General features: G+C 70.8%; 19 protein-coding genes. 17 read left to right on the top strand and 2 right to left on the bottom strand.

Annotation, left to right across the window (positions count from 1 at the left end; all coding sequences use genetic code 11):
• Positions 1–22: 22 nt before the first annotated feature.
• Positions 23–922 carry a rhomboid family intramembrane serine protease gene (locus BW730_RS13770; protein WP_145952880.1) on the top strand — a complete coding sequence of 300 codons (900 nt, stop codon included), beginning with the start codon at positions 23–25 and terminating at the stop codon, positions 920–922.
• On the opposite strand, the gene BW730_RS13765 is transcribed toward BW730_RS13770, so the two are convergent.
• Positions 882–2303, bottom strand: coding sequence for a TIGR01777 family oxidoreductase (locus tag BW730_RS13765; protein ID WP_077686758.1), 1422 nt, complete (start codon positions 2301–2303; stop codon positions 882–884). The genes BW730_RS13770 and BW730_RS13765 overlap by 41 nt on opposite strands.
• A 169-nt stretch (positions 2304–2472) precedes the next feature.
• Here BW730_RS13765 and BW730_RS13760 point away from each other — a divergent pair, with 169 nt between their 5' ends.
• Together BW730_RS13760 and BW730_RS13755 are read left to right on the top strand one after the other, a co-directional pair.
• The gene (locus BW730_RS13760) at positions 2473–3261 is read left to right on the top strand and encodes a phosphatase PAP2 family protein (protein ID WP_145952879.1); all 789 of its coding nucleotides are present in this window, start codon (positions 2473–2475) and stop codon (positions 3259–3261) included.
• Positions 3261–4367 carry an autotransporter-associated beta strand repeat-containing protein gene (locus tag BW730_RS13755; protein WP_077686756.1) on the top strand — a complete coding sequence of 369 codons (1107 nt, stop codon included), beginning with the start codon at positions 3261–3263 and terminating at the stop codon, positions 4365–4367. The genes BW730_RS13760 and BW730_RS13755 overlap by 1 nt, the downstream gene beginning before the upstream one ends.
• Here BW730_RS13755 and BW730_RS13750 read toward each other — a convergent pair.
• Positions 4364–5296: a CPBP family intramembrane glutamic endopeptidase gene (locus tag BW730_RS13750; RefSeq protein ID WP_077687667.1), complete on the bottom strand. Its 933-nt coding sequence runs from the start codon at positions 5294–5296 to the stop codon at positions 4364–4366. The genes BW730_RS13755 and BW730_RS13750 overlap by 4 nt on opposite strands.
• A gap of 209 nt (positions 5297–5505) precedes the next feature.
• Here BW730_RS13750 and BW730_RS18640 point away from each other — a divergent pair, with 209 nt between their 5' ends.
• The 14 genes from BW730_RS18640 (at position 5506) to BW730_RS13690 (ending at position 23586) form a co-directional block, all read left to right on the top strand.
• Positions 5506–5952, top strand: coding sequence for a hypothetical protein (locus tag BW730_RS18640; RefSeq protein WP_158522670.1), 447 nt, complete (start codon positions 5506–5508; stop codon positions 5950–5952).
• Entirely contained in the window at positions 5949–8684 is a 2736-nt protein-coding gene (locus tag BW730_RS13745) for a vWA domain-containing protein (RefSeq protein WP_158522669.1), read from the top strand. Before BW730_RS18640 ends, BW730_RS13745 begins: the two co-directional genes overlap by 4 nt.
• A 20-nt stretch (positions 8685–8704) precedes the next feature.
• Positions 8705–12187 carry a tubulin-like doman-containing protein gene (locus BW730_RS13740; protein ID WP_077686754.1) on the top strand — a complete coding sequence of 1161 codons (3483 nt, stop codon included), beginning with the start codon at positions 8705–8707 and terminating at the stop codon, positions 12185–12187.
• Positions 12168–14801: a poly(ADP-ribose) polymerase family protein gene (locus BW730_RS13735; protein WP_077686753.1), complete on the top strand. Its 2634-nt coding sequence runs from the start codon at positions 12168–12170 to the stop codon at positions 14799–14801. Before BW730_RS13740 ends, BW730_RS13735 begins: the two co-directional genes overlap by 20 nt.
• Positions 14802–14812: 11 nt before the next feature.
• Positions 14813–15589 (top strand): hypothetical protein, encoded by a 777-nt coding sequence (locus tag BW730_RS13730; protein WP_077686752.1) that lies wholly within the window; start codon positions 14813–14815, stop codon positions 15587–15589.
• Complete coding sequence (locus BW730_RS13725) at positions 15586–16989, top strand: SaeA-related protein (RefSeq protein WP_077686751.1); 1404 nt, start codon at positions 15586–15588, stop codon at positions 16987–16989. Before BW730_RS13730 ends, BW730_RS13725 begins: the two co-directional genes overlap by 4 nt.
• The gene (locus tag BW730_RS20525) at positions 16872–17303 is read left to right on the top strand and encodes a hypothetical protein (protein ID WP_471248211.1); all 432 of its coding nucleotides are present in this window, start codon (positions 16872–16874) and stop codon (positions 17301–17303) included. The genes BW730_RS13725 and BW730_RS20525 overlap by 118 nt, the downstream gene beginning before the upstream one ends.
• Positions 17198–17722 carry a hypothetical protein gene (locus tag BW730_RS13720; protein WP_471248210.1) on the top strand — a complete coding sequence of 175 codons (525 nt, stop codon included), beginning with the start codon at positions 17198–17200 and terminating at the stop codon, positions 17720–17722. Before BW730_RS20525 ends, BW730_RS13720 begins: the two co-directional genes overlap by 106 nt.
• A 73-nt stretch (positions 17723–17795) precedes the next feature.
• Positions 17796–19163, top strand: coding sequence for a GAP1-N2 domain-containing protein (locus tag BW730_RS13715; RefSeq protein ID WP_077686749.1), 1368 nt, complete (start codon positions 17796–17798; stop codon positions 19161–19163).
• Positions 19163–20182 carry a hypothetical protein gene (locus BW730_RS13710; protein ID WP_077686748.1) on the top strand — a complete coding sequence of 340 codons (1020 nt, stop codon included), beginning with the start codon at positions 19163–19165 and terminating at the stop codon, positions 20180–20182. The genes BW730_RS13715 and BW730_RS13710 overlap by 1 nt, the downstream gene beginning before the upstream one ends.
• Complete coding sequence (locus BW730_RS13705) at positions 20179–21150, top strand: hypothetical protein (protein ID WP_077686747.1); 972 nt, start codon at positions 20179–20181, stop codon at positions 21148–21150. The genes BW730_RS13710 and BW730_RS13705 overlap by 4 nt, the downstream gene beginning before the upstream one ends.
• Positions 21150–21719 carry a TerD family protein gene (locus BW730_RS13700; protein WP_077686746.1) on the top strand — a complete coding sequence of 190 codons (570 nt, stop codon included), beginning with the start codon at positions 21150–21152 and terminating at the stop codon, positions 21717–21719. Before BW730_RS13705 ends, BW730_RS13700 begins: the two co-directional genes overlap by 1 nt.
• A gap of 19 nt (positions 21720–21738) precedes the next feature.
• Entirely contained in the window at positions 21739–22755 is a 1017-nt protein-coding gene (locus BW730_RS13695) for a lactonase family protein (RefSeq protein WP_077686745.1), read from the top strand.
• A 90-nt stretch (positions 22756–22845) separates the two neighbouring features.
• Positions 22846–23586 carry a hypothetical protein gene (locus BW730_RS13690; RefSeq protein WP_077686744.1) on the top strand — a complete coding sequence of 247 codons (741 nt, stop codon included), beginning with the start codon at positions 22846–22848 and terminating at the stop codon, positions 23584–23586.
• The last annotated feature ends 691 nt before the right edge of the window (positions 23587–24277 follow it).

Raw genomic sequence — 24277 nt, 5'->3', positions numbered from 1 at the left:
GGTTCACCGGTATCCTCCCAGCATGGACGACGCGTCAACCTGCTACCGCCACCCGGACCAGCCGACCCGGATCAGGTGCCAGCGGTGCGACCGTCCGATCTGCCCCCAGTGCATGGTGCCCGGCTCGGTCGGATTCCAGTGCCCCGAGTGCGTGGCGCGCGGCATGAAGGAGACCAGGCAGAACGAACTGCCCCACGGCGGCAAGCGCAGCGCCAACCCGCGCGGCACGTCGATCGCGCTGATCGGCATCAACGTGGCCGTCTGGGTCGCGATCCTGCTCACCGGATGGTCCAACAGTCGGCTCGTGAACCTGCTTGCCCTGACGCCCAATGGGGTCTGCGCCAGCCCCGACCAGTACGTCCCCGGAGCCACCCCCGCGACCTGCACGATCCCCGGATTCGAGTGGTCGGACGGCGTCGCGAGCGGCGCGTTCTGGCAGGTCATCACCTCGGGCTTCACGCACGTCGGCATCACCCACATCGGCTTCAACATGCTGGTGCTGTGGATGCTGGGCCCCAACATGGAGCAGAATCTCGGCCGGGTCCGCTACCTGGCCGTCTACCTGGTTGCCCTGCTCGGCGGCTCGGCGGCCGTGATGTTGTTCTCCGACCCCGAGACCGCAACGCTCGGCGCCTCCGGCGCGATTTACGGCCTGATGGGCGCCCTCGTGGTGCTCGCGGTGCGCTACAAGGGCAACGTGCAGCAGATCCTGATCTGGCTCGGCATCAACGTGGCCATCTCGTTCACATTCCCCGGCATCTCCTGGCAGGGACACTTCGGCGGCCTGCTCGGCGGAGCGCTGGTCGCCGCGATCCTCGTCTACCTGCCGAAGGACAAGCGGAACCTGCAGTGGCCGCTCGTCGGCCTGGTGGCCGCCGTGTTCATCGGGCTGGTCGTGACGCGGGCGTTGCAGCTGGCTTGAGCAGCGCGTGGCGCAGCGCCTCATCGACGGTGACCTGCCCGAAGCGGAAGCCGGAGCCGATCAGCTTGGCGGCGCTGACCCGCTGATCCGTGTCGATCAACTGGTCGTAGGCCTCGCTCCCGAGCACCAGCCTCGGCCCGAATGACGGCGTCGGCAGCAGGGCCGGACGATGCAGCGCCCCGCCGAGCGCCCGCGCGAACTCCGCCTGCGTGACCGGGTTGGGCCCGACCGCGGGAACCGGCCCGGACAGCGTGTGGGTGAAGGCCGCGTGGGCGTAGGCGAGCGCAAGGTCGTCCAGGCCGACCCAGCTCAGCACCGCGTCGGCCGACGCCATCCTTCCGCCCAAGCCCACCAGGTACAACGGGACCTGCGGCGGCAGGGCACCCCCGACGCCGCTCAGTACGATCCCCGTCCTCATGAAGACTGTCCGCACGCCCGCGCGCGTCGCGGGAGCTGCCGCCCGCTCCCAGGCGTCGACGACGTCGGCGAGGAAGCCCTGACCCCGAGGCGACGACTCGTCGAGCAGTTCACCGGGGCGGCGGGGCCCGTAGATGCCGATCGCGGAGGCCTGGATCAGCGACGCGTGCGGCGCCTCCCTGGCCATCGCCTCGGCGAGCGTCGTGGTCGCGTCGACCCGCGAGCTGAGGATCTCCGCCTTCCTGGCGCGCGTGAAGCGACCGCCGATCGTCTCGCCGGCCAGGTTGATCACGACCCCTACGTCCCGCAGCGTGCCCTTTGGCAGCCACAGCGTCCGCGGGTCCCAACGGACCTCGTCCGGGCCGGTCGGGTCGCGTCGCACCAGCCGCACCACGCGGTGCCCCGCGGCCGTCAGCAGCGCCCGCAGTTGGGTGCCGACCAGGCCGGACGAGCCCGACATCACCACGGTCGTCGGGGCCGCGTCGAGCCGACCGAACAGGTCGAGGTCGTCGCGCAGTTGGCGCTCCCGGAAGCGGAACAGCGCACGCAGGTGCGCCTCGACCCACTCGTCCGGGATGCCCTGAGGGGCGTCCCAGGTGACGGTGTCGGTCAGCACCGTCGTGCCGTCAGCTCCGTCGGCGAAGTCGTGTTCGTGGCGCCAGTGGTAGAACGGCCCATTGACCTGTTCGTCGACGAAGCGGCTGCCGGGCACGAGTTCGACGTGGCGGACGTGCCAGCCGACGCCGATCGGGCCGCCGCCGAGGTGGGGGAGCAGCGCCGCGATCAGCGGCGAGGAGATCCTCAGCCGTAGTTCGGAGCCTGGATTGATGCCGTCGGTCGGGCCGCTCAGCAGCGTCGCCATTCCCGGCGGGGTCTCGCGCACGAAGCTACCGGGCCGCGTGTGCCAGTCGAAGACCCGCCGCCGCGGCGCCTGAAGGGTCGAAACGTGGATGAACCTGGGCATCGTCGCTCCTCGGTGTACCACTCCGAGCGTAGCGCGGTGGGCACGGTGACATCGGCGGAAAGTGTTTACTCAGACTTCCTGCGCAATCTGGGAAAACGCTTGCCCACGCTCGGAAAGTCGTGCACTATCAGTCCTGACCCCGATGATCACCGCAGACCAAGAGGACCCCATGCACCGATATCACCGCAGAGCCATCGCCGGGCTGAGCGCCGCAGCCCTGGCCTCCACGACCCTCCTCGCGCCCGCGGCAGCCGACGACCTCACCCCGGTCGATGCCATCGCGCCGCACACAGCCGATTACGGCTACTACCTGGACACCTATGGCCAGAACACCACCCAGAACATGACCCCGGAGTCGAATCCGGCCATCGGGGTGCTCGCCCAGATGCTCAAGCTCTGGACGCCGGGCGAGTCCTGGAATGACGGCACCAAGCTCAACGCGGAGGTCCTTGACCAAAACATCGCCATCGTTGAGCGGCTCACCAGCAACCGCAGCACCGAGGAGGGGATTCAGGCCTACCTCAGCGACCGCCGCAACCAGAACTACTCGATGCTCGAGGGCCTCGGCGTCGACCAGGCGCGGATCTCCGAATTGATCAACGCGGGCACCACCATCGCCGACCAGATCCCTGCCGACGCCACCACCGTCAAGTACGACGACGCCGGCAACGCGAACGGCGAGTGGGGCGACGCGGACTCCACGCTCGGCAGCTTCGTCGAACTCGTCAACACCGTCCGCGGCCCGGCCGCCACCAGCAACCGGGCAAAGGAGTACTACCAGTACATGCGGCCCTTCCGGTGGAGCACCGACGTCGACGTGCTTCCCGCACTGCGGCCCGCGCAGAAGCCCGACTCCGAGGCCCTGGGCGACGGCGGCTTCCCGAGCGGCCACACCAACGCGGCCTTCCTCGCCGGCTACGCGATGGCGGCCGCCACCCCGAGCACTACGCAGAACTGATGCTTCGGGCCTCCGAACTCGGCGAGAGCCGCGTCGTGGCAGGCATGCACAACGCCATCGACGTGATGGGCGGCCGGGTCCTCGCGACCGGGATCGCGGCGTCCGTGCTCGCCGACCCCGCCAACGCCGACCTGCTCGCGCGCGCCCAGGCAGATGTCGAGGAACTCGTCGGGCCCGCGACGCCGACTTCGACCGACCGCGACGCCTACCAGGATCAACTCGCGCAGTTCCTCGAGAACGTCACCTTCGACTATGAGCCAGGCGCCGTCGGCCCCGCGACCGTCGCGCCGCGCGTCCCCAAGGGCGCAGAGGTGCTGCTCGACTCGCGGCTGCCCTACCTCGAAGACGACCAGGTGCGCTGGGTGCTGTACTCCACCGCGCTCGAGTCGGGCTATCCGATCCTCGACGACGCGGAGGGCTGGGGTCGCCTCAACCTGTTCGCCGCCTCGCACGGATTCGGGTCCTTCGACCGCGACGTGGCCGTCACCATGGACGCCGCTGACGGCGGCTTCTCGGCCGCCGACGTCTGGCTCAATGACATCGACGGCGCGGGCGCGCTGACCAAGGCGGGCAGCGGGGCGCTCACGCTCGCGGGCCTCAACAGCTACTCGGGAGGCACCACCGTCACCGGTGGCACGCTGGCGATCACGACCGCGACGGCGCTCGGCACCGGCGATGTCGCGCTGCTCGGCGGCGTGCTCGACGAGGACTCCGCCGACCCCGTCGCCATCGGCGGCGACCTGCGCTCCGACGCCCGACTCGAATTGGGCGTCGAGAACGCGGGCACCCCGGCGCTCACCGTCGAGGGGGTGGCCGACCTGGACGGCGCCATCGTCGTCGACGTGACCGGCCTCGGCTCCGCGGCGCGCGCAAGGGCAGCGACCGACCTGCCCGACGTCATCCCCGTGCTGCGGGCGGCGTCCTACACCGGCGCCTTCGACACCGTCGAGGTGATCGGCGCCGAGGGCTACGCGCTCGAGGTCCGCGACGGGGTCCTCTCGCTCGTCAAGGGCGGCCCCGCGCCGACCCCGACTCCGTCGCCGACGGTCAGCGCCAGCCCGTCGACGCCGCCGTCTCGCCCGGGGCTGCCCTCGACCGGCCGCTAGGCGAGACCGGCCTTGGCCTGCGCCGTCTCGGCCCGGGCGGTGGACCACGAGCGCCACCGCCCGCGCCGGACGGCAAGAACCGTCAGCGCGATGCCCGCGCCGAGGCCAAGCGCCATGATCACCCACGACCCCTCCATCCCCATGGCGCCGCCCGAGAGCCACCCTGGCCCCGACAGGTGGCCCGCGAACAGACCCCTGCCCGAGCCGGTGCCAGACACGTCTGTGCCGAAGAAGGCCGACTGCATCGCGTTCCAGCCGAAGTGGATCCCGATCGCCAGCCACAGCCGACCCGTCAGCAGGTAGGCGACGTTCAGCAGCAGGCCGGCGCTGATCGCGATGGCGACCGCGCCGAGGACCCCCGCCCCTGCGTTGCCGACATGCGCGAGGCCGAACAGGACGCTGAGCGCCGCGACCGCGACGCTCGAGCCGAACCGGGCGTTCAGCACCCGCAGCAGGACGCCCCGGAAGAGGACCTCCTCGCCAACGGCGGTGCCGACGGCGAGCATCAACCCGAGCAGGATCCCGGCGTTCAGCGAAGGATCGGTGCCCCGGTAGGCGCCCGCCGCGAACATCACGAGGCCGCCGACGCCGATCAGTCCCGCGCCGATCAGCGTCCCGAGCCCCACCTCCCGGGCGATGCCCGCCCGAGCAAACGTGACGCGCAGGTCGGCGCGGGCGAGGCCGCGCAGCAGCGCGGCGAGGCCAAGGAGCGACAGGGCGGCATAGGCGGCAAAGAACAGCGTGGTGGTGCCTGGCTCCTTGATGAGCGGCCCGACGCCCGCCGCCGCGAGGCCTGCCAGCACCTGGGCGCCGAGGAACACGACGATGCCCAGAAGCGCCTGCACCGGAGGCAGGCGGCCGCCTGGTTGCTCCTGGGGGTGCGACTCCGCGACGGTGGGGTGGCCCTTGTCCGGATGGCTGATCGTCATGCCTGGGAGGCTAGCCAGGAATCGTCCGCGAACTGGTCCGAGGTCGCCACCCGCCCCGGGTGGTCCCCACGAAGGATTGCTCGCGTCGCGCCTCAGTGCCGTACCGTGCCCCAGCGTGCGGGACCGGGGCGAGGGGCATCCCTGGGCGTGCCCTGAGAATGGCCGCACGCCTCGCGACCGTGAACAACTACTGGGCTACATTTGGGGCCATGAATTGGGCGCAGCCAGGACAGGGAGCGGCCTCCGGTCAAGGCTCATCGCCCGACGGCTGGTCGGCTCCACCGACCCGCTTCGACGACCGGCAGGCAGCCGACGGCTTCGGGGGCGGACCCCAGATCGAGTTGGTGACGCCGAACAAGCCCCCGATGTTGTGGCTCGGCATCGGCCTGATCCTGACCGTCGCCGCCGTCGTACTCGCCCTGATCGGGCAGAGCGCCACCACCGGACTGATCGGCTGGGTGCTCGCCGGACCGCTCGCGATCGGCGCAGTCGCGATGTTCGCGGTCGCCGACGCCAAGAAGCGCGAGTCCGGCTGGTACGCGCCGTCCGACCTCGCCGACTGGGGCCGCCGGATCCTGATCGTGCTTGCGCTGCTCGCCGTGACGCTCTGCGCCTGGTTCATCGCCAACGACGTCGCCCGTGGGATGTGGCGATGAGGGGCTGGAAGGCGGCGCTCGGCGCCGCAGTCGCGGGCGCCCTCGTCGGCATCGGCGGCGTGTTCAGCCCCGTCGCACACGCCGAGGACCCCGAACTGACGCCAGTGCAGCGGTTCGCCGCCTGCGTCAACGGCGGCGGCCAGGGCAACGTCCTGATGCTGATGGACATGTCCGGCTCGCTGCGCGACACCGACCCCCAGGCCGGCCGCGTGAAGGCCGCAAGCGTCACCGTCAACCGCCTCGCCGAGTCGCTCGCCGAGACCCAGGGCATCAAGGTCGACATGGCCGTCGCCGGGTTCAGCACCGGCTACGAGCGCACCCTCGACTGGACGCCCCTGACGCCCGAGTCGACGGGCAAGATCAACTCGGACATCGAGTCCTACGCGTCGAAGAACAACGGCGTCGACACCGACTACTGGTCCGCCATGGACGGCGTCCGCAAGGAGTTCTCGGCCCGCACCAAGGACCAGGCGAACTCCTGCAACATGCTGCTGTGGTTCTCCGACGGCGAGTTCTCGCTCAACGTCCGCAAGAGCGACAGCGACGTGCAGCGCTGGGGCGGCGTCAAGCCGTGGGCCCCCGACAACCGGCTGCGCAGCAAGTCCGCCGTGCAGGAGGCACTCACCTCCGGCCAGAACGACCTCTGCCGACCCGGCGGCCTCGCCGACCAGGTCCGCTCGCTCGACATCATCACCGTCGGCCTCGGCCTCGCCGTCGACGCGCCCCCGGAGAGCTTCAACCTGATGAAGGGCATCAGCACCGGCCAGGGCACCGCGTGCGGCGAGCAGACGACGCCGACGCCCGGCGAGTTCCTGATGGCCACCGACGTCGACGACCTGATCTTCACCTTCATCACGGCGCTCGAGGAGGGCAAGGGCGGCGAGAACCCCGTCTGTGTCGACTCCGAGTGCCCCGAGGGCACCCGCACCTTCGTGCTCGACGGCTCCATCGGCGCCGTCAACGCCACCGCGAAGGCCCCCATCGACGGCACCCGGATTTACCTGAAGACCCGCACCGGCGAGAGCCTCGAACTGACGCAGGGCAAGGGCGAGAAGGACCTCGGCGGCTCGACGTTGACGTGGGAGTGGGTGACGCCGCGCGTGCTCACCTTCGACCTGACCCGCAAGAGTCCAGACAACTGGGCCGGCCCGTGGGGCATCGTGTTCGTCGCAGACCAGAAGAGCGACGAACTGGCCAAGTCGTCGATCACCCTGAAGGGCGACATCTCGCCGATCCTGGCGAACCGCGCCGACCTTGCCCCCCGCATCGGCGAGGCGCCCGTCGAACTGAAGCTCGGCACCGTCGACCGCAACGGTGAGCGGATCGACCCGACCACGCTGTCAAACGAGACCACCATGGACGTCAAGCTGTTCAGCGGCGGCGAGACGACGGCGCTCGCGTCCGGCCTGAAGAAGGCGGACATCGAGAAGCCGCTGGAGCTGAACCTGGACGACCTCAAGCCAGGCGTCGCCGAACTGGTCCTGACGCTCGACGTCACCACCGAGTCGTGGCAGGAGGGCGGCGAGACGATCCCCGGCACCAAGCTGGAGCCGCGCCACGCCTCGATCCCGCTCAACATCCTGCCGCCCGTCAACTTCCCGTCGATCCCCGACAGGATCAGCTTCGGGTCCACCGAGAAGCCCGACCCCGTCACCGTCCAGGTCCCACTCGACGGTGAGGGCTGCGCCTGGCTGGCGGGCGAGACGAAGTTCACCGGATACCCCGAGGGGCTCGACAAGGCCAAGCTCTTCTCGCCCGCCTCGGGCAAGGACTCCTGCGCCTCCGGCAACCTCGAACTAACCCTCGACCCCGGCGGCCTCGGCAACGGCTCCTTCACCGGCACCACCACCGTGATGCTCGCCGCGAAGGACTCGACCGCCGAGCCGGTCGCCGTCGACCTCGCGTTCGACCTCAGCCAGACCCGCCCCGTGTCGCAGCCCGTGCTGTGGACCACCCTGATCGGCGTGATCCTGCTCGGCGTCGCGATCCCCGTCGGCATCCTCTACCTGGTGAAGTTCCTCACCTCCAAGATCCCGGGCAACGCCGTCCTCGCGGGCAGCGTCTCCGGCCCCGTCGACGATCACGGGGCCTTCACCGACAACGGCGTGCCGCTGGGCGTCGCCAACCTGACGGTGGCGCACCTGACCAACAACAGGCGAGAGGTCACCGTCGCGGGCAAGACGCTCAAGGCGAAGATGGGCATGGCGCTGACCGAGCCCGGCCACGTCGAGGTCGAAACCCCCGGCCCGTCCGCGGGCGGCCGCACCTCGCTGCAGTCCGTGAAGGGCAACGCGAAGCTCCCGCTCGCGGTGCAGGGCAACTGGATGGTCGCGCTCGATCCGCAGCGTCCGATGAGCGGCCCCGTCGAGGTGACGGTGTTCACCGCGCCCGGCTCGCCCGGCTTCAAGGACCTGCTCGAGGACGTCCGCGCCAACATCCGCACCTCGGTCGCCAAGCTCCGCGAGGGGCTGCCGCCCGACCAGGCCGGCCCGTCGAGCGACCCCTGGGGAGGCGGCGGTGGCGGCTCCGCCCCGGCGGCCGATCCGTGGGCGACGCCGAAGGCACCCGCCAGCGACCCGTGGGGGTCGTCCCCGACGGTCCCGCAGCAGCAGCCGCCCCAGCAGCAGATGCCCCAACAACCGCTCCCACCCCAGAACCCACCAGCAAACGATCCGTGGGGCAACCCGCCGGGGGACGACCCTCCAGCGGCCCCAGCTCGTGGTAATCGATAACCGAATGAGGAGAATCATCAGTGCGTAGGTTTCTGATCGTCGGCTGTGGCGGCTCCGGTGGCCGTACCGTCCGACTCCTGATCGACCAGTTGCGCGCCGACCTGCGCGCCCGCGGCATCAGCCAACTCCCGGACGCCTGGCAGTTCGTCCACATCGACGTGCCAGTGGACCCCGACAAGGGTCCCGCCCCGCTCGGCAGCATCCGCGACCTGGGCGGCCAGTACGTGTCGTTCTCCTCGCCGACCAACACCTACCTCGCAACCGCGGCCGCCGTCGAGGCTCAGCTCGCGAGCAAGGGCAACAACTTCGCCCCCATCATGGGCTGGGCCCCGCGCGACAGGGAGACCGCCAACGGCATCCCCGTCAACAACGGCGCGGGCCAGTACCGCGCTGTCGGCCGGATGCTGACGCTTCCCCGGCTCGGCGCGCTGCACGAGACCCTCGTCGGGTCGCAGGCGCGAGCCGTGGCGCCCAACGCCTGGGGCGACATTCCCCGCAAGGAGCAGACGAGCAACGTCATCATCCCGATCGTGGTCGGCTCGATGGCGGGCGGCTCCGGCGCGTCGATGTTCCTCGACGTGTGCCGCGTGCTCGGCTCGCTGCCCGGCGTCAAGCCGCAGAACATCGGCTGTTTCCTGTACACGGCCGACGTGTTCGCCGAGCTCCCCTCTGGCCTGCGCGCCAACGTGGAGGGCAACGCGATGGGCGCGCTTCCCGAGATCCTCGGCGCGATCACCCGCCTCAGCGAGCCGTTCGACCGCGAGACCTACCAGCGCCTCGGCGTGCCGTTCACCTCGGGGAACCCGCCCTTCGGGCGCGTCTTCCCGATCGGTCGACGCATCGGCGGCGACGGCGCCTACTTCGGCGACGGCTCCGCGGACGGCGTCTACCGCGGCATCGCCCGCGCGCTTGCGGGCACCATGCTGTCGGAGGCGGCGACCAGCCAGTACGTCGACTTCATGCTCGGCAACCCGCAGCCCCTCGACTCGATGACGAGCAAGTTCGGCTGGCGGGCCGACCGACGCGCCCTGCCGTTCGGCTCGCTCGGCTTCGCGAGCCTGTCGCTCGGCCGCGACCGCTACCTCGACTACGCGGCGCAGCGCCTTTCCCGCAACGCCTCCGATCACCTCGTCGAGGGCCATCTCAACCCGACGAGTCAGCTTCCAGGCAATGACCAGTTGCGGATGCTGATGGACAACCAGATCGGCGCCTCGCTGAGCGCCATGGGGCTGCCCTACCTCGGCCAGCAGGTGCCCGACTGGTTCCAGAGTGTCGCGTTCCCGCGCCCGCACTGGGAGGCCGCTGCCCGTGACGCCGCAGCACCCGGCGTCGCCATGATGGGTAACTCGGGCTCGGCTCCCGCTGCGCAGTGGGTCTCGACCGTCGCGTCCTCGGTCGGCGCGATGCGCGACCAGGCCCGCTACCAGTTGCAGCATTCTGCCTACGCGTGGGCCGAGCAGTGGGCCTACCAGCTCGAGGCGGCGACCAAGGCTGAGTTCCTGCGCGTGGTCGCCGAGTTCGGCCTGCCCTACGCGCGCGAACTGATGAGCCGCGTCCGCTCGCTCTCCGACCAGATCATCGGCCAACTCGCGCAGGCGGGAGCCACCGCTGACGGGGCAGACCCGGTCGCGCTCGACGCCGCCGTCGGCCAGCAGGCCCAGACGCTCGGCAAGAAGACCGTCGACATCACGCATCCGCTCGGCCAACTCGCCGCCCGCGCGCTGCAGTCCTCCATGGAGAACGTGCTGCGTCGTGAGGGCGCCCGGGTCGCGGCAGGCGTGCTGCGCGCCTACGCGGCCGACGTGCTCGGCGGCCTCGAGAAGGCAGCCAACGACTCGCTGCGCACCCTCGAGGTGGAGCGCGCGAAGGACTCCGGCGGCGCCGGCCTCGCGCAGCTCAACTCGGCGATCTTCGCCGACTGGCCCGACGAGACTGACCGGGTGCCGCTGCGCTTCAACCACGCCGAGAACGAGATCCTGCTGACCACCGCGGACGACTTCCCGGCGCAGTTCCGCAGCGACGTCGTCGCCTCCGCAGGCGGCGGGGCCGACTACGGCCAGGGCCTGTCGAAGCTGCGCGCCGAGGCCGTCTCCGGGCATTGGGAGACGACCGGATCGAAGGTCACGCAGGACGTGCTGCAGCAGGTCAGCCACTGGCGACCGGGCGTGCTGCCCAACCGCGCGAGCGACGGCACCCCGACGCCTGAGGCGAAGCCGGTGTACTCGCTTCGGATGGACTCGTTCGAACTGCTGTCGCGCGGCACGCTCCGCCTGGCGGCGATCGGCGACGTGTTCGCCAACTTCGCAGGCGCGTCGATCTCCGACTACCTCGACGATCCCGCCGTCACCCCCATCGACAGGCAGCAGCGCCACGAGGGCTTCGCGGCCAAGCTGATCGAGACCATGGACAAGGCCCGGCCCGTCGTCGGCGTCGACATCCCGATGGCGAAGCGGCTCCACAACACCGAGATCCGCTACGTCTACTCGTTCTCCGAGATCCCGCTTGAGGCGACCCACCCCGTCGCCGAGCAGGTCGTGCAGCAGTTGGGCGCCAAGCCCGAACTGGAGGTCACCTCGGTGGAGAACTTCAAGCGGGCCCTGTCGGGCGCGCTGTCGACCGCGGGCAAGGTCAACGTGTTCGGCTCGTACCAGAAGGTCTCGCCGATGTGCTACACCTCGCTGCTTGAGCCGATCAACGCCCGTTGGGCGATGTCGCCGGTGACGGCGCAGCGTGACCTGTGGCAGTGGAAGCGCACCAGGCCGCTGTACGCGGCGCTCGGCATGTCGCCCGAGGAGGTCGAGACGATCATCGCGGGCTGGTACCTCGGTCGCCTCGTCGGCCTGGTCCGGCAGGACGCCTACGGAACCGCGGAGGTCCGGACCCCGCGCGGCTGGGTCCGCTTCGGTGAGCTGCTCACCTCCGAGGAGACGTCGATCCGCACGCCGCACGACGTGCTCGCGGGCGTCCTGATGAGCCACACGCGTGCCTTCGTCGGCTGCGTCGGCGACCCCGACCTGACGCCGCTCGCCCCGTACGAGGCGCTGCGCCTGCTTGTCGACGGCGCCGACAGCAACGAGCAGTCGAGGCCCGACGAGACCATCAACGGCACCCAACTGCTGCACGCCGCGTTCTACGACAAGCCGCTCGAGGTGGGTGGCGTCAAGCTAGAGGGCGACGGCCCGTCGCAGGTGCTGACGTCGGTGCCAGCCGGGGCGACCCCCGCCGAGACGGCCGCCGCGCGTGTCGAGGCGACGCTGGCGTGGATCGACGGTCTCAAGGCGATGCTCGCGGGCGAGTGGGGGCAGCGCGACGCGAGCGGTCGCCCGGACGAGGGCGCCGTCAAGGCCCTGCAGTTGAAGCTCGACGTCGACGCGATGCGCCGCATGTCGCTGTTCTCCGAGTTGGCACCCATCGCGATCCCCGCCCTGGACCGGCTCAAGACGCTGGTGAAGGCCGCCGGGGTCGACGATGAGGGAGCCAAGCATGACGTGGTCTGGGTCTGACATTGTCGTGATCGCGGCGCGGCGGCCGGTCGCCGTCGCGCTGCAGGCGGTGCTGCACGACTGGACGGTCCAGGGGCTGGTCAATCCGTGCCGGATCGTCGACCTCGACTCGATCGTCGACGGTCAGCCGGCGATCCCGGCCGGGGTGCTGGAGCCTGACGGCTCCGTCCGCACGGTCGCGCTGCAGCAGGATCTGGCGCACACCCGGGTCGGCCGGATCCGGCTCGCTGTGGTCGGCGTCGTCGACGAGGACGAGACGGCCGTCGCGCCACGGCAGGCCGCCGCCGTCCTCGAGGCGATCAGGCAGACGGTGCCGAGCGTGCCGATCGTGCAACTCAACGTGTCGGCGGGCAGCCCGGAGGCCGAATGGGGCGGCCGTGCGCTCGCCGTGTTCGGCTGGCACAACCTGGCGATCTCCCCCGAGGAGTCCGTCTCGCCGGCGCAGGGCTCCGCGGCCCTGGTCCGCTCGCTCGACGACCCGCGCTGGCTGCTGCTGCTGACCGGGACGCTGTGCTCGCTGACGGGGCTGTGGCCGGGGCAGGCAAACGCCCCGTTCGACGAGAGGCAGGCCCCGAGCGGCGGCCTGATCGTGCCCGTCCGCGCCTTCAGCCGGTCGCTGTCGTCCGGCTCGGTGCAGGACGCGCTCGCGACCCGGCTCGTGTCGGTGCACGACCGCTACCCGACGCCGCGCGTCGACTCCAGTTACGCGCTGTCGATCGACGACGAGGCCGCGTCCGCCGTGTCGATGGCCGACCAATTGCTGACGAAGCACGTCGACGTGATGCCGCGCGTCAGGCACCGCACGCCGCCGCCCGCGCCGCAGAAGGTCGGCGCGTGGGAGGCGATCAAGCAGTTCGTGGTGTTCGCGGGCAAGGCGCTGGCCTCCGCGCCGCGCAACGCCGTCGACGCGCTCAACCGCTCCGTGTCGCAGGCCACCGCAAGCGCCGTCCAGAATGCCGTCTTCGGCGGGGCCGACTCCGGCTTCGCCGTGGTGGTGCGGGGCGTGCGCGCCGACGGGTCGTCGGCGACGTGGGCCGAGTACGAGCAGTCGCTCGATTCGGTGATCCGCAGGGCGGCGCAGCACGGCGAACTCGAACCGGTTCCCCAGAAGCCGCAACTGTGGCACGACTTCGTCGACGGCGGCATGACGCTGCTCGACGCGGGCAGCAGGTCGGCGGAACTGCCGCCCCGCACGCTCGGCTCGCAGCGTGCCGTCATCACGACCACCGACCGGGTCGGCGTCGACCCGTCCGACGCGTTCATGCTGCCGTCGAACCTGGCCGCGTTCCTGCCGAACTGGCGGATCGAGGCGGGCGATGACATCGCCGTCGGGCGGCTCTTCGAGCGCCTCGACCACCTGGCGCAGACGCAGCCGCACCTGGGGCAGGCCGTCAGCGCCGAACGCAACCGGCTGCGGGAGTGGGCCAACCGGGTCCGCGGCTCGTACTCGGGCCACATCGGCCGCAGGCTCGGCGACGCGCACCGCGCCACCATCGCCGAGGTGCAGGAACTGACCGACCTGGTGGACAGGCTCGGCGCGAAGCCGCCGGCGCCCGAGGCCATCCAGCAGGAGCAGGACGAACTGGCAAGCCACGTGCGCGTGATGTCGGCCGTCTCGCTGTCGCTGATCGCGATCTTCGTGGCGCTGACCGCGCTGTCGGTGCTCGGCTGGCCCTGGCTGATCCTGATGGTGCTGCTCACCGTCGGCGCCTGGGCGGGTGTCGGGGCGTGGCTGCACATGAAGTCCTCGGCCAAGGTGTACGCCTACCTCAACAAGTTGCGGGCAGCCACCACTGAACTCGAGGACGCCACCCGGCACCGGATGGAGGCGCTGGAGGACCTGCGTCGGATCAGCCGTGCCTATCGGCAGTACCTCGACTGGTCCCGCGCGTTCGGCGCGTTCATCCATGCCCCGCTCGGCCAGACCACGTCGTCGACCGAGCGCCAGTTGCACGTCGGGCAGGGCATGCCGCTCAACCTCGCCGTCGGCGTCGCCGTCCCCGATGACGAGGCCGTGGAGGACGTCGCCAACCGGTGGCGCGGCGAGCTGTTCAGGATCGGCTGGCTCTCCGACGCGTGGCGCGCCTTCGTCACCGACCTGCCGGCCAGCCTCGGCAACCTTCGCCACCACCTGCAGCAGGATCCGAACCTGCTCGGCAACGACCCCGCCATCGACGGGGTGCCGGTGCTGACCAGGTGGAGCACCGCGCTTGCCGACTCGGTCGGCACCAGGCGGCTGCCGCAGGCGACCTCGCAGCGCATCGTCGAACTCACCCGCAGCGACGCGGAGGCCCGCGACCGGCTGCTCAGCCGGGTGCTGGTGCGCGACTCGTCCGGCCGCCCGCAGGAGGTGTCGCGGACCTCGTTCATCGAGGGCCTCGACCGCGCCGAGATGTCCGGCTCCTTCCAGCCGGGCATGTTCAACGCGGCGGGCGGCGTCGTCGACATCCGTTCGGTGCGACACACGCTCGCCCAGGAGGACGCGACCGGCCTCGACGTCGCCCTCGTCGTCGTCCAACTCGGCGGCGCCTACGACCCCTCGAAGTTCGCTGGCGCGCAGCGCCCGCCGGAGGAGCCGCAGTCGCTCCAGTCGTCGTCGGACTCGTTCATCTAGGAGACACGCACATGCCTGAGTGGCTCAACGCCGACTTCTTCACCGCCGTGGTGATCTTCTACCTGATCAACGCGGTGCCCTCCTCGCTGTTCGGGATCGCGCTTGCGCGGCGCTCCGGCCGCCCCTGGTGGCACGGACTGCTTCCCGCGTTCTTCCTGCCGTGGCTCGGCCTGCTCTTCCTCAACAGGCAGCCCGACGGCGAGCCGTACGTCACCGGCCCCGCCCGCTACTCGATGGTGATGCTGTTCGTGGCGGGGATCCTGGTGCTGATCTCGATCTGGCTGCCGTGGGTCAACGGCAGCGGCACCGTCAACGGGCAGTCCGGCTCGTTCGAGTACTCGCCGAACGAGGTCGTGTTCGCCGCAATCCTGGTGTGGCTGCTGGCGCTGGGGATGATCCTCAGCTCCATCGGCCTGCTGTTCCGCGGCGGCTTCACGGTCGCACTGGTGACGGGGATCCTTGTCGCCTCGATCGGGGGCATCATCGCCGTCAGCTACTACCTCTTCGGACCCGCCGGCCTGTTCCTCAGCGAAGCGCGCACCGGCGTCGACCTGAACGTCGAACTCGGCGCCGGAGCCAAGCTGGCGATCGTCGCGCTCGTGACGGCCTACGTCGCGGTGCTCGTGGTGCCTTTCGGGCTGAAGGTGCGCCAGGTGCGACCCATCGCGCCGCCGGTGATGCCTCAGCCGCAGTGGAACCAGCCGCAGCCCCCGCCGCCGCAGCAGCAGTGGGGCGGCGGCCCGACGCCGGGTAGGCAGCGCCCGTCCGGACCGGGGACGACCTGGTGAGCACCGGACTGCAACGCTCCCGTTGGCTGATCGAGGCTGCGCAGGCCCGCGGGGGCGAGGGGATCTCGCAGCGCGACCTCGAACTGTGGGGGCACCTCGACATCCGGCTGCGCACCGTGGCCGAGCACATCCTCTGGGAGAACCGCGACGCGCTGCTGCGCTCGTTCGACGACCTGGTGCCCGCGATGGACGGCCCCGAGCCGCAGCCCGAGCCCCGGTCGGCGCCGCCCGCCAGGCAGGCTCCCGAGCCGCAGCCCGGGCTCGACCAGCGCCCGGAGGCCCGCTTCGGCAGGTTGATGGAGTGGCGGGGCGGGCACCAAGACCCGAAGGTCGCCACCATCGGCGACCAGGACCTCGCGCGCGTTGCCTCGAGCGGTGCCGTCACAGAGGCCGAGGTCGAACAGGCCGCGGCCCGGTTGACCGCCGCTGAACTCGTCGCGCTGTACGCCGACCAGATCGCCTACTTCCTGGGCGGCCCCGACGCCGTCGGACCCGCTCCGCAGCCGGAGCCCGAACCGGAGCCGGAGCCGGTGCCCGTCGCCGCGCCCGAGCCGGAACTGCTCGACCCGTACGCTCCGTTCGACTGGGAGAAGGTGCCGCAGTTCGTGCCCTTCTCGTGGGCGGACGGCCCGGCGACGGCGTTCGGACATCTGTCGGCCGATCTCGAGGACGACGGGGTCCGGCTCGCCTGGACCCCCGCGCCTGAGCGCGCGCCGGTGACGCTGTACCGGATCGTCGAGTCGACGTCGAACTGGCCGAGCGGCGCCCCCGAACTGGGTGGCCTCGTCGGCGTCACCCGCTCCAACTCCGGAACTGCGCAGTTGCACCCTGCCGGGCCAGTCACGTACCTCGCCGTCTGGGTGAACCAGGGCGACACGCTGCTCGCGGCCGCGCATTCGCAGCCGCGGCTGGTGGGCGTCGGGCAGGTCGTGTGGCCGCCCAAGGAACTGAGCGTGCAGGTGACGGCGAACCGCACGGTCGCCGCGCTGCTGTCGGCGCCGGAGGGCAGCCGCGTCGAGGTGCAGCGGTTCCCCAAGGGCGCCACGATCAGCTACGACATCAACCGTGAGATCGACCGCGAACTGGTCTCCTCGACCGGCTTCCGGGACCTGAACCCGCCGATGGGCGACGACATCGTCTACGCCGCGTTCTGCGTCGCCGAACTGGCCGACGGGCAGTCGATGGTGTCTGCGCCGCTGACCGCCGTCGCGCACGTCACGCCGGAGGTCCAGCAGATCAAGGTGCAGGTGTCCCGCTCGGAGTCGACCCCGGGGCCTACAACATCTCCTGGCTGCGGCCGAGCCACGGCAAGGTCTACCTGTACGCCACGCCGGAGCATCCGCCGCACGGGTTGGAGAACGAGTCGCGCACCGCGGAGATCATCGAGGGGCAGGGCCTGACGCGGGAGCGTCGGATCAACTACCCGCCCTCCGACCTCGGCGGGTTGATGACCATCAAGGACTACGTGGTCGACCCGACCTGGGTGCGGGCCCACTTCGTGGCCGTCCACTGGGTGTCGGAGGAGTCGGTGTGGGTCGGCCCCGCCGTCTCGATGGTGACCCCCACGCGCCGACCTACGCCGAGATCGTCGAGCGGGTCGACTCGGAGATCGTCACCTTCTCGTGGCCCGAGGGCGTCACGGTGGTGCAGGCCTACCAGGGCCCGCGTGGCCAGACGCTCGACCCGCGGGAGTCCGAGCCGATCGCGCAGTTGACCAGCGACGAGTACATCCGGATGGGCGGCATGCGGATCACCCGCACGCTCCCGTCGAACGGCTGCGCGCTGCACCTGTACGGCGTCGTCTACCTCGACGGCAGGCCGATGTACTCCGAGGCCACCAGCCTCGACTACCCGGGCATCACCCGGCTCGACTACCAGGTGGTGCCATACGGCCACGACGGCATGCCGTCCCAGCCGGGTGCGCGGCCCGCGTCGTACCGGATCTTCGCCGAGGTCGACGACGAGTTGCACGACACGCCGCTCGCCATCGTCGGGCAGCTCACCCGGCTTCCGTTGCACCCGCAGGACGGCCGGATCCTCGCGCAGCCTGTCGTCTCGCTGCAGGCCGGGGTCCCCACCCCATCGCGGAGTTGCCCGCCGGGAACACGGTGGCGTTCATCCGGGCGTTCGTGAACCTGCCCCCCGCCGACTGCGGCGCTGTCGCCGTGCTCGACCCGCCCGTCTACACGCTCGAGGTGGTGGTGTCATGAAGCAACTCGTCTACGGCAGCGCCGACCAGATCGCGGGCCGCGACGTCGGCGGGTGGGGCGTGCTTCACACCACCGGCGGCATCGGCCAGGAGGAGGGCGAGGCGCTGCTGAAGCTGACCAGCGTCGCGATGCCCTCGACGCTGCCGCAGTTCCCGTCGGCCCAGCAGTTGCAGCAGCGCGCCGTCCGGTTCCGGATCGGCCCGCTCGGCGAGGGCTTCGCTGCCTGCCGCAGCGTGGAGGCGGGCACCGACCACACCGGCCGACCGGGCAACGTGGTGTCGCACTGCGCGGTGATCGACGCCCGGCCGACGCTGCGTCCGGTCGACTGGTTCTTCTCGCCGGGGTGGGTGACGCCCTACGGGTCGCGTCAGGTCGCCGAGGCGGTTCCCCCGGCGGAGCTTCCCGCGCCGCGCGGCTGGGAGGACACCGCCGCCTGGCTGCGGGCCGACCCGTCGCGCACCGCGCGGATCAGGTGGGTCGTCGACCTCGCGCTGACGCAACTGCTGGGGCAGGAGCGGCTCGTCTTGGTCGGCCCGACCGCCGCGGAGTGCGCGCACTGGATCTCGATGCTGAGCTGGGTCCTTGACCCGGGCACAGCCAACCTGGTGCGGATCTGCATCGGCGAGGACCCCCGCAGCGCCATCGAGCAGTTGGCGACGATCCCCGTCGTGGTGGCTGTCACCGCGCCCCTTGACCCGAAGACGCTGCGCGGCGTGCCCCAGATGGATCTCAGCTGGCACGTCGAGCAGGAGTCCACCGACGACGGCGCCCGCTGGCGCCTGCCCGACGGCAGCGTCGCTGGCCGCTCCAACGCGGCGGGCCTTGTCGTCGACCTCGCCTACGCGGAGCCCGACGTCGCGCTTGCGGTGTTCGCCAAGCGTGACGAGTTCATCGCGCGTTACCTCGACGCGGGCAACGAGTTCCAGCCGAAGGACTACCTGGCGTTCCTGCAGGCCGCCTGGCTGACGACGCCCGGGGCGCAGGTGCTCGCCCGCTCCGAGCCGATCAGGTTCCTGCTCGACAGCGTCTCCGACGAGATCCGGCGCTGGGACGAGTTCGCGGCCCTCGCCACCGAGGTCGGCGTGCCCGTCCCGACCGACTCACCCGCCGAAGACGTCAGCGTCTACTCGATGGCCCCCGAGGTGGTCGACCCGTGGCAGGTCGACGACGAACCGACCGGGCTCGAGGCCGCGCTGATCGGGGCGGCCGCGCTCGGCAAGGCTGGCGTCGACGTCGAACGGTTGCTCGCCGAGGGCGGCCTCGCCGAGCGCATCGACGAACAGCCGGAGGAGCTCCGCCAGGCGATGCGCGACATCGTGGCGGCCCTTGAACCACACGCAACCATCCATGGAGAGGACCTCTGATGGCCGGAATCGTCCAGCTCGCTGCCGGCGGCACCGCGCAGGCGCCCGCCGGGGCGGTGTCGATCAAGCTGAGCACCACCGCCCCCGCCCAGGTGCTGCTGACCCGACCCGACGGCGAGGTCGTCGAGCCGCAGTTCCGCGTCTCGGCCAACGAGGTCGTCGTGGTGCCCGGCCAGGAACTCCTGATCGGCGCCCGCTCCGCCACGGGGCAGCCGTTCGCCTCCGGCACCCGGCTCGGCATGTCGTTCCGCAGCCCCGGAGGCGCGGGCGGCGAGATCGTCCGGCCCGCCGTCGAGGTCGGGGGGCATCACAGCGTGCACCTGGTGCGGCTGAGTGCCGACGGCACGCTGACCGACCTGTTCGCAGACGCCCGGCGCGCGGACGAGGGCGCCTGGTCGCGCGCCTGGCTGCGCCCCGGTGAGTACGCGTACCACGTCAATCACCAGGACTCGACCACCCGCGACGTCGACTGGGCGCTGGTGCTCGACGCGTCCGCCTCGGTGCTCGTCGAGGAGCGCCGCGCCGCGATCGGCACCTTCGTCGAGACGCTGATCGGGATCGCCGCGACCGGGTACGGGAACCTGCCAGGCTCGGTGCTGGTCGCAACGGAGCCGGTGCGTGATTCGGTCGCCGCGCTGGACGCGGACGCCATCGACTGGAACGACGCGCTCGGCCACGACCCGGCTCCCTGGCCGCGGGTGACGCGCGCCGTCGAGACGGCCGCGAAGGGTGGCCGCAGCGTCGCGCTGCTGCTCGACGGGGTCCCCGTCGACTACCGCGAGTTGGAGGCCTTCGCCGCCTCCTCGGGGACGCCGATGCTGGTTGTCGCCGTCGGACGCTCCCGCCACGGGCTGCGACCCGAGGATCGCCCGGCACAGTTCTGGGACGAGGAACTGGCCGCGCTCGATGGGCTTGCCGCGCTGGAGAACGTGCGCCTCGTCGCGACCGCCGACCTGGCGGGCGCCGTCGAGGATGCCGCGAGCCTGGCGGATGCCCTGTTCCCGAAGGTCGCCTCATGACGGTGTGTCCGCGCTGCTACCAGCAGGTCGCCAGGTCCGGCGAGTGCCCCAACTGCCACTTCGACGTGCCAGTCGAATGGTTGACGTCGACGCAACTCGCGATCGCCATCACCGGCGCCCGCACCGCGGGTAAGTCGGTGCTGATCGGCGTCATGATGGACCAGTTCGAGTACTTCCTGGGCCAGCAGCACCAGAGCTTCCTGACCCCGCTCGGGTCCACCAAGGAGCGCTTCCACCAGAAGTACCGGGTGCCGCTCTTCGAGCAGCGCAACCTGCTTCGCCCGACACCTCCCGCCCGCGACGAGCAACTCGAGCCGCTGCTGTGGAGCTTCGAGTACGGCGAACAGGCGGTCTGCCTCTCCATCATCGACGCGGCGGGCGAGGACTTCGAGTCGCTCGCGCCGTCGGACGCCCGGTTCCGCTACCTCGGCTTCAGCGACCTGATCGTCGCGATGGTCGACCCGCTGAAGGTGCCCGGCGTCGCGGCAGTGCTTGAGGGCGTCGTCACGGTGCCCCGCGGCTCCGGCCACGACCTCGAGGTGATGCGCTCGGTGCTCGCGGCCCGCGCCGCGCACCGTCAGCAGGGCGGCCCCGACCAGGTGCTCGGCATCGTGCTCAGCAAGTTCGACGTGCTGCAGCGGATGCGGGACCTGTCCGCGTCGCCGTGGCAGTCGATCTTCAACCGGCCCGGCTCGACCCTGCAGCGCGACCCGTCGATGGTCAGCGCCTTCGACAACCGCAACGACGCCGACCTGCTGCAGCACGAGCTCAACGGACTGCTCGGCCAGTTGGGCGCGTCGATGCTGCTGACCGCCGCCTCCGACGCGCAGATTCCGTACCGCCTCTTCGCGACCTCCGCGCTGGGGGCCGAGCCGAACGCCGCCACGATCGGCCGCGGCGGGATCGTGCCGTTCCGGGTGCTGGACGTGCTGCAGGCCGCGTTGACCAAGAAGATCGGGGTGCGCTGATGCCGAGAAGGCTGCTGCAGGGGGCCGCCGTCGGCCTCATCAACACGGGCGACGAGCCCGTCCAGCGGGTGCTGATCGGGGCGACGTGGTCGGCGACCAACGTCGACGTCGACATGTGCGCGCTACTGCTGACCAGGCACGGGACCGGCTACCGGGTGCCGTCGGAGCAGGACTTCCTGTACCGCAACCGGCGCACCACCCCCGACCGCAGCGCGTTCCTTGCCTACCTCGCGCCCGGCCAGTCGATCGGCCCGGACCGGGCGCAGATCATGCTGGACTTCTCGACCATGAACCCAGACGTGAGCCGCGTCGTCATCGCGATGTCGGCGCTGAAGCAAGGCACCACGCTGCGGGAGATGGGCACGTTGCGGACCCGGGCGATGGATCTTGCCACCGGCGAGACCATGTACGTCTACCAGCATCCGACGCCCACCCAGCTCGACGCGCAGTGCATCACGTTGTGGACGCTTGATCGGGCCGGGAACCGTTGGATGGGCAAGGTCACGGCGACCGCCTATCCGGGCGGCCCGCCCGCACTGGTGCGCGACTACGGGGCCAAGGCGGGGTAGTGAGCCGTAGGATGAGGGCATGTCTGATGAGGCCCTGATCCTGGTTGGAAATGACAAGGGCGGGACCATCTCGGCCCTGCGTCTCGACGGTGACCGGTTGGTCGAGGAGGCGGTGACCGAGGTCGGCCTCGGATGCAGCACCTTCGCCGTCGACCCCGCGCGTGACCTGGTGTACTGCGCCGTCAAGGATCCGGAGCCGGCCATCCTGACGCTGCGCCTGGACAGGTCGACCGGTGGCCTCACCGAGATCGCACGTCGCCCCGTCGACGACCCGCTTGCCTACCTCGCGATCACGCCGAACGCGCTGCTCGCGGCGTCGTACCACGGCGGCTGGGGAACCAGCTATCAGGTGGTCGACGGCGTCGTCGGCCCCGAGATGGGGCGGATGTCGCACCGCAACATGCACGCCGCCGTCCCCGACCCGAAGGGCCGCAACGCCTACTTCGTCTCGCTCGGCGACGACCTGATCGCCCAATACTCGATCGCAACGGACGGCGAACTCGTCGAACTGTCCGCCCCCTTCGTCCGGGTGACGCCCGGCGACGGCCCGCGGCACCTCGTGGTCTCTGCCGACGACCGTAACGCCTACCTGATCACCGAGTTCACGGGGCAGGCTGTCCGCTTCGACCGCAGCGAGGGCGGCAGGCTCGACAAGGCTGAGGACGTCCAGGCCTTCGACGCCGCTTCCGGGCTCGGCATCAGCGCTTACGGCCGTGATCCGCGAGCGGACCACCTGATCTGGGGCGCCGACGTGGCGCTCGCCGACGGGTGGCTGCTGTGCACCGAGCGCACCGAGTCCACCGTCGCGGCCGTGCGGCTTGACGGCGACGGTCGCCTGACCGACACCGTCGTGCTGACCCACGTCGAGAAGCAACCGCGCGGGTTGGCCGTGGCACCGGACGGTCGCCACGTCGTCGTCGCGGGGGAGGCCTCCGATCACGCCGCGCTGTACCGGTTGGAGCGCGACGGCCGGCTGGTCGCACTTGACCGGATCCACACCGGTAGCGGCCCGAACTGGGTGCGTTTCGTCGCCTGACCGGCCGTTACCGTCCCTGTCCTGCCCGCTCGGGTGAGCCGGTCCGTCCGTAGTGTGCTTGTCGGGACGAGTCGCTCGGAGGTTGACCGGATGGGACGCACGCGAAGGATCGGGGTCGCCGCGGCGGCCGTTCTCGCTGGGGTCGCACTGATGGGCTGCTCCGGGTCGAAGCAGACGGACCCGGTCGAGATCGGAAGCCTGCCCGCCGACTTAGGCGCGCCGATCGACCTGACTGGGAAGGTCGCCGACACCGGCGCCCTTGTCGACTGGCCCGACGCATGTGGTCTGCTGACCGACGAGGTGGTTCAGTCGCTGCTTCCGCAGACCGAGTCGATCGTCAAGACGCCCGAGTCGCAGACGTTCCGGTTCCACTCGGTCGACGACCCGCTGGCCGGCCAGGGCACTGAGGTCGAGGTGCCCGACTCGCGCTGCACGGTGAAGTTCGGGTTGCCGCTTGGCATGTTGGCGTTGGACTCGACGAAGTCGGACATTCTGGTGGTGCTCGACTACGCGGGCTCGCCGTCGGCCTTCGACCTGAACTTCGAGTACGACGAGTCGAGGGCGGTGCCGGTCGAGAACGGCAGGTGCATGCGCGACGACCTGCTGCCGAACGCCTACTCGTGCGCGAACGCCACCGGCCAGGTCGCGTTCACGGTCCTGTTGACGATGCCGCACCACGGGAAGAGCTTGAAGGACCCGTCGCGCTACGTCCACGACGGTGAGACGACGGAGTTCTCGACGAGCGACGACGACGCGGTCCGCCGCGAGTACCTGGACGAGCGGATCACGCTCCCGGCGATCGAGGCGATCCTCACCCGCCTGAAGGGCTGAGCCGAGCTGGTTGAGCCGGGCAAAGGCGCGAAGCGCCGCAGCCCGCGTCGAAACCTCTCGCGCCGGAGAGCCGTGGGTTGCGGACGTCTCGACAGGCTCGACGAACGGGGTCGTCGTCGCTGGTTGAGCCGGGCAAAGGCGCGAAGCGCCGCAGCCCGCGTCGAAACCCTCTCGCGCCGGAGAGCCGTGGGTTGCGGACGTCTCGACAGGCTCGACGATCGGGGTCGTCGTCGCTGGTTGAGCCGGGCAAAGGCGCGAAGCGCCGCAGCCCGCGTCGAAACCCTCTCGCCCGGTGCTGGGAGTCGTTGGCTGAGCTTGTCGAAGCCTCCGAAAGTGGAGGCAGCCCGAGGCCGTGTTGCTGGGCCTGGTCTCGGCTTCCGATGACGGCGTCGGGGACTTCGACCGATGCGGTCCGCTCCGCGTCCCGCATGGCTCAGTCGGCGGGCCGGGGTCTTGCTGCGTGCCGTATCTTTGGCCAGCCCAGGGAGAGCGGTGGCGCCCGAGGGCGAGAGTGGGTTGCGGACGTCTCGACAGGCTCGACGAACGGCGTCGTCGCTGGTTGAGCCGGGCATAGGCGCGAAGCGCCGCAGCCCGCGTCGAAACCCTCTGGCGCTCGGTGCGGGGACCTGTTGGCCGCCGCTGGCACCGGTTGCGGTCGTTGGCTGAGCTTGTCGAAGCCTCCGAAAGCGGA

The organism is Tessaracoccus aquimaris, assembly GCF_001997345.1.
In the GTDB taxonomy this organism is placed as follows: domain Bacteria; phylum Actinomycetota; class Actinomycetes; order Propionibacteriales; family Propionibacteriaceae; genus Arachnia; species Arachnia aquimaris.
This window is presented reverse-complemented; position numbering and strand designations above follow the sequence as displayed.

Bases quoted from the DNA above. Each gene is read 5' to 3' on its own strand.
- BW730_RS13705 (WP_077686747.1), top strand. From the start codon at position 20,179: ATGACGGTGTGTCCGCGCTGCTACCAGCAGGTCGCCAGGTCCGGCGAG.
- BW730_RS13760 (WP_145952879.1), top strand. From the start codon at position 2,473: ATGCACCGATATCACCGCAGAGCCATCGCCGGGCTGAGCGCCGCAGCC.
- BW730_RS13695 (WP_077686745.1), top strand. From the start codon at position 21,739: ATGTCTGATGAGGCCCTGATCCTGGTTGGAAATGACAAGGGCGGGACC.
- BW730_RS13755 (WP_077686756.1), top strand. From the start codon at position 3,261: ATGCTTCGGGCCTCCGAACTCGGCGAGAGCCGCGTCGTGGCAGGCATG.
- BW730_RS13770 (WP_145952880.1), top strand. From the start codon at position 23: ATGGACGACGCGTCAACCTGCTACCGCCACCCGGACCAGCCGACCCGG.
- BW730_RS13690 (WP_077686744.1), top strand. From the start codon at position 22,846: ATGGGACGCACGCGAAGGATCGGGGTCGCCGCGGCGGCCGTTCTCGCT.
- BW730_RS13735 (WP_077686753.1), top strand. From the start codon at position 12,168: ATGACGTGGTCTGGGTCTGACATTGTCGTGATCGCGGCGCGGCGGCCG.
- BW730_RS18640 (WP_158522670.1), top strand. From the start codon at position 5,506: ATGAATTGGGCGCAGCCAGGACAGGGAGCGGCCTCCGGTCAAGGCTCA.
- BW730_RS13745 (WP_158522669.1), top strand. From the start codon at position 5,949: ATGAGGGGCTGGAAGGCGGCGCTCGGCGCCGCAGTCGCGGGCGCCCTC.
- BW730_RS13710 (WP_077686748.1), top strand. From the start codon at position 19,163: ATGGCCGGAATCGTCCAGCTCGCTGCCGGCGGCACCGCGCAGGCGCCC.
- BW730_RS13750 (WP_077687667.1), bottom strand. From the start codon at position 5,296: ATGACGATCAGCCATCCGGACAAGGGCCACCCCACCGTCGCGGAGTCG.
- BW730_RS13765 (WP_077686758.1), bottom strand. From the start codon at position 2,303: ATGCCCAGGTTCATCCACGTTTCGACCCTTCAGGCGCCGCGGCGGCGG.
- BW730_RS13700 (WP_077686746.1), top strand. From the start codon at position 21,150: ATGCCGAGAAGGCTGCTGCAGGGGGCCGCCGTCGGCCTCATCAACACG.
- BW730_RS13730 (WP_077686752.1), top strand. From the start codon at position 14,813: ATGCCTGAGTGGCTCAACGCCGACTTCTTCACCGCCGTGGTGATCTTC.
- BW730_RS13715 (WP_077686749.1), top strand. From the start codon at position 17,796: ATGAAGCAACTCGTCTACGGCAGCGCCGACCAGATCGCGGGCCGCGAC.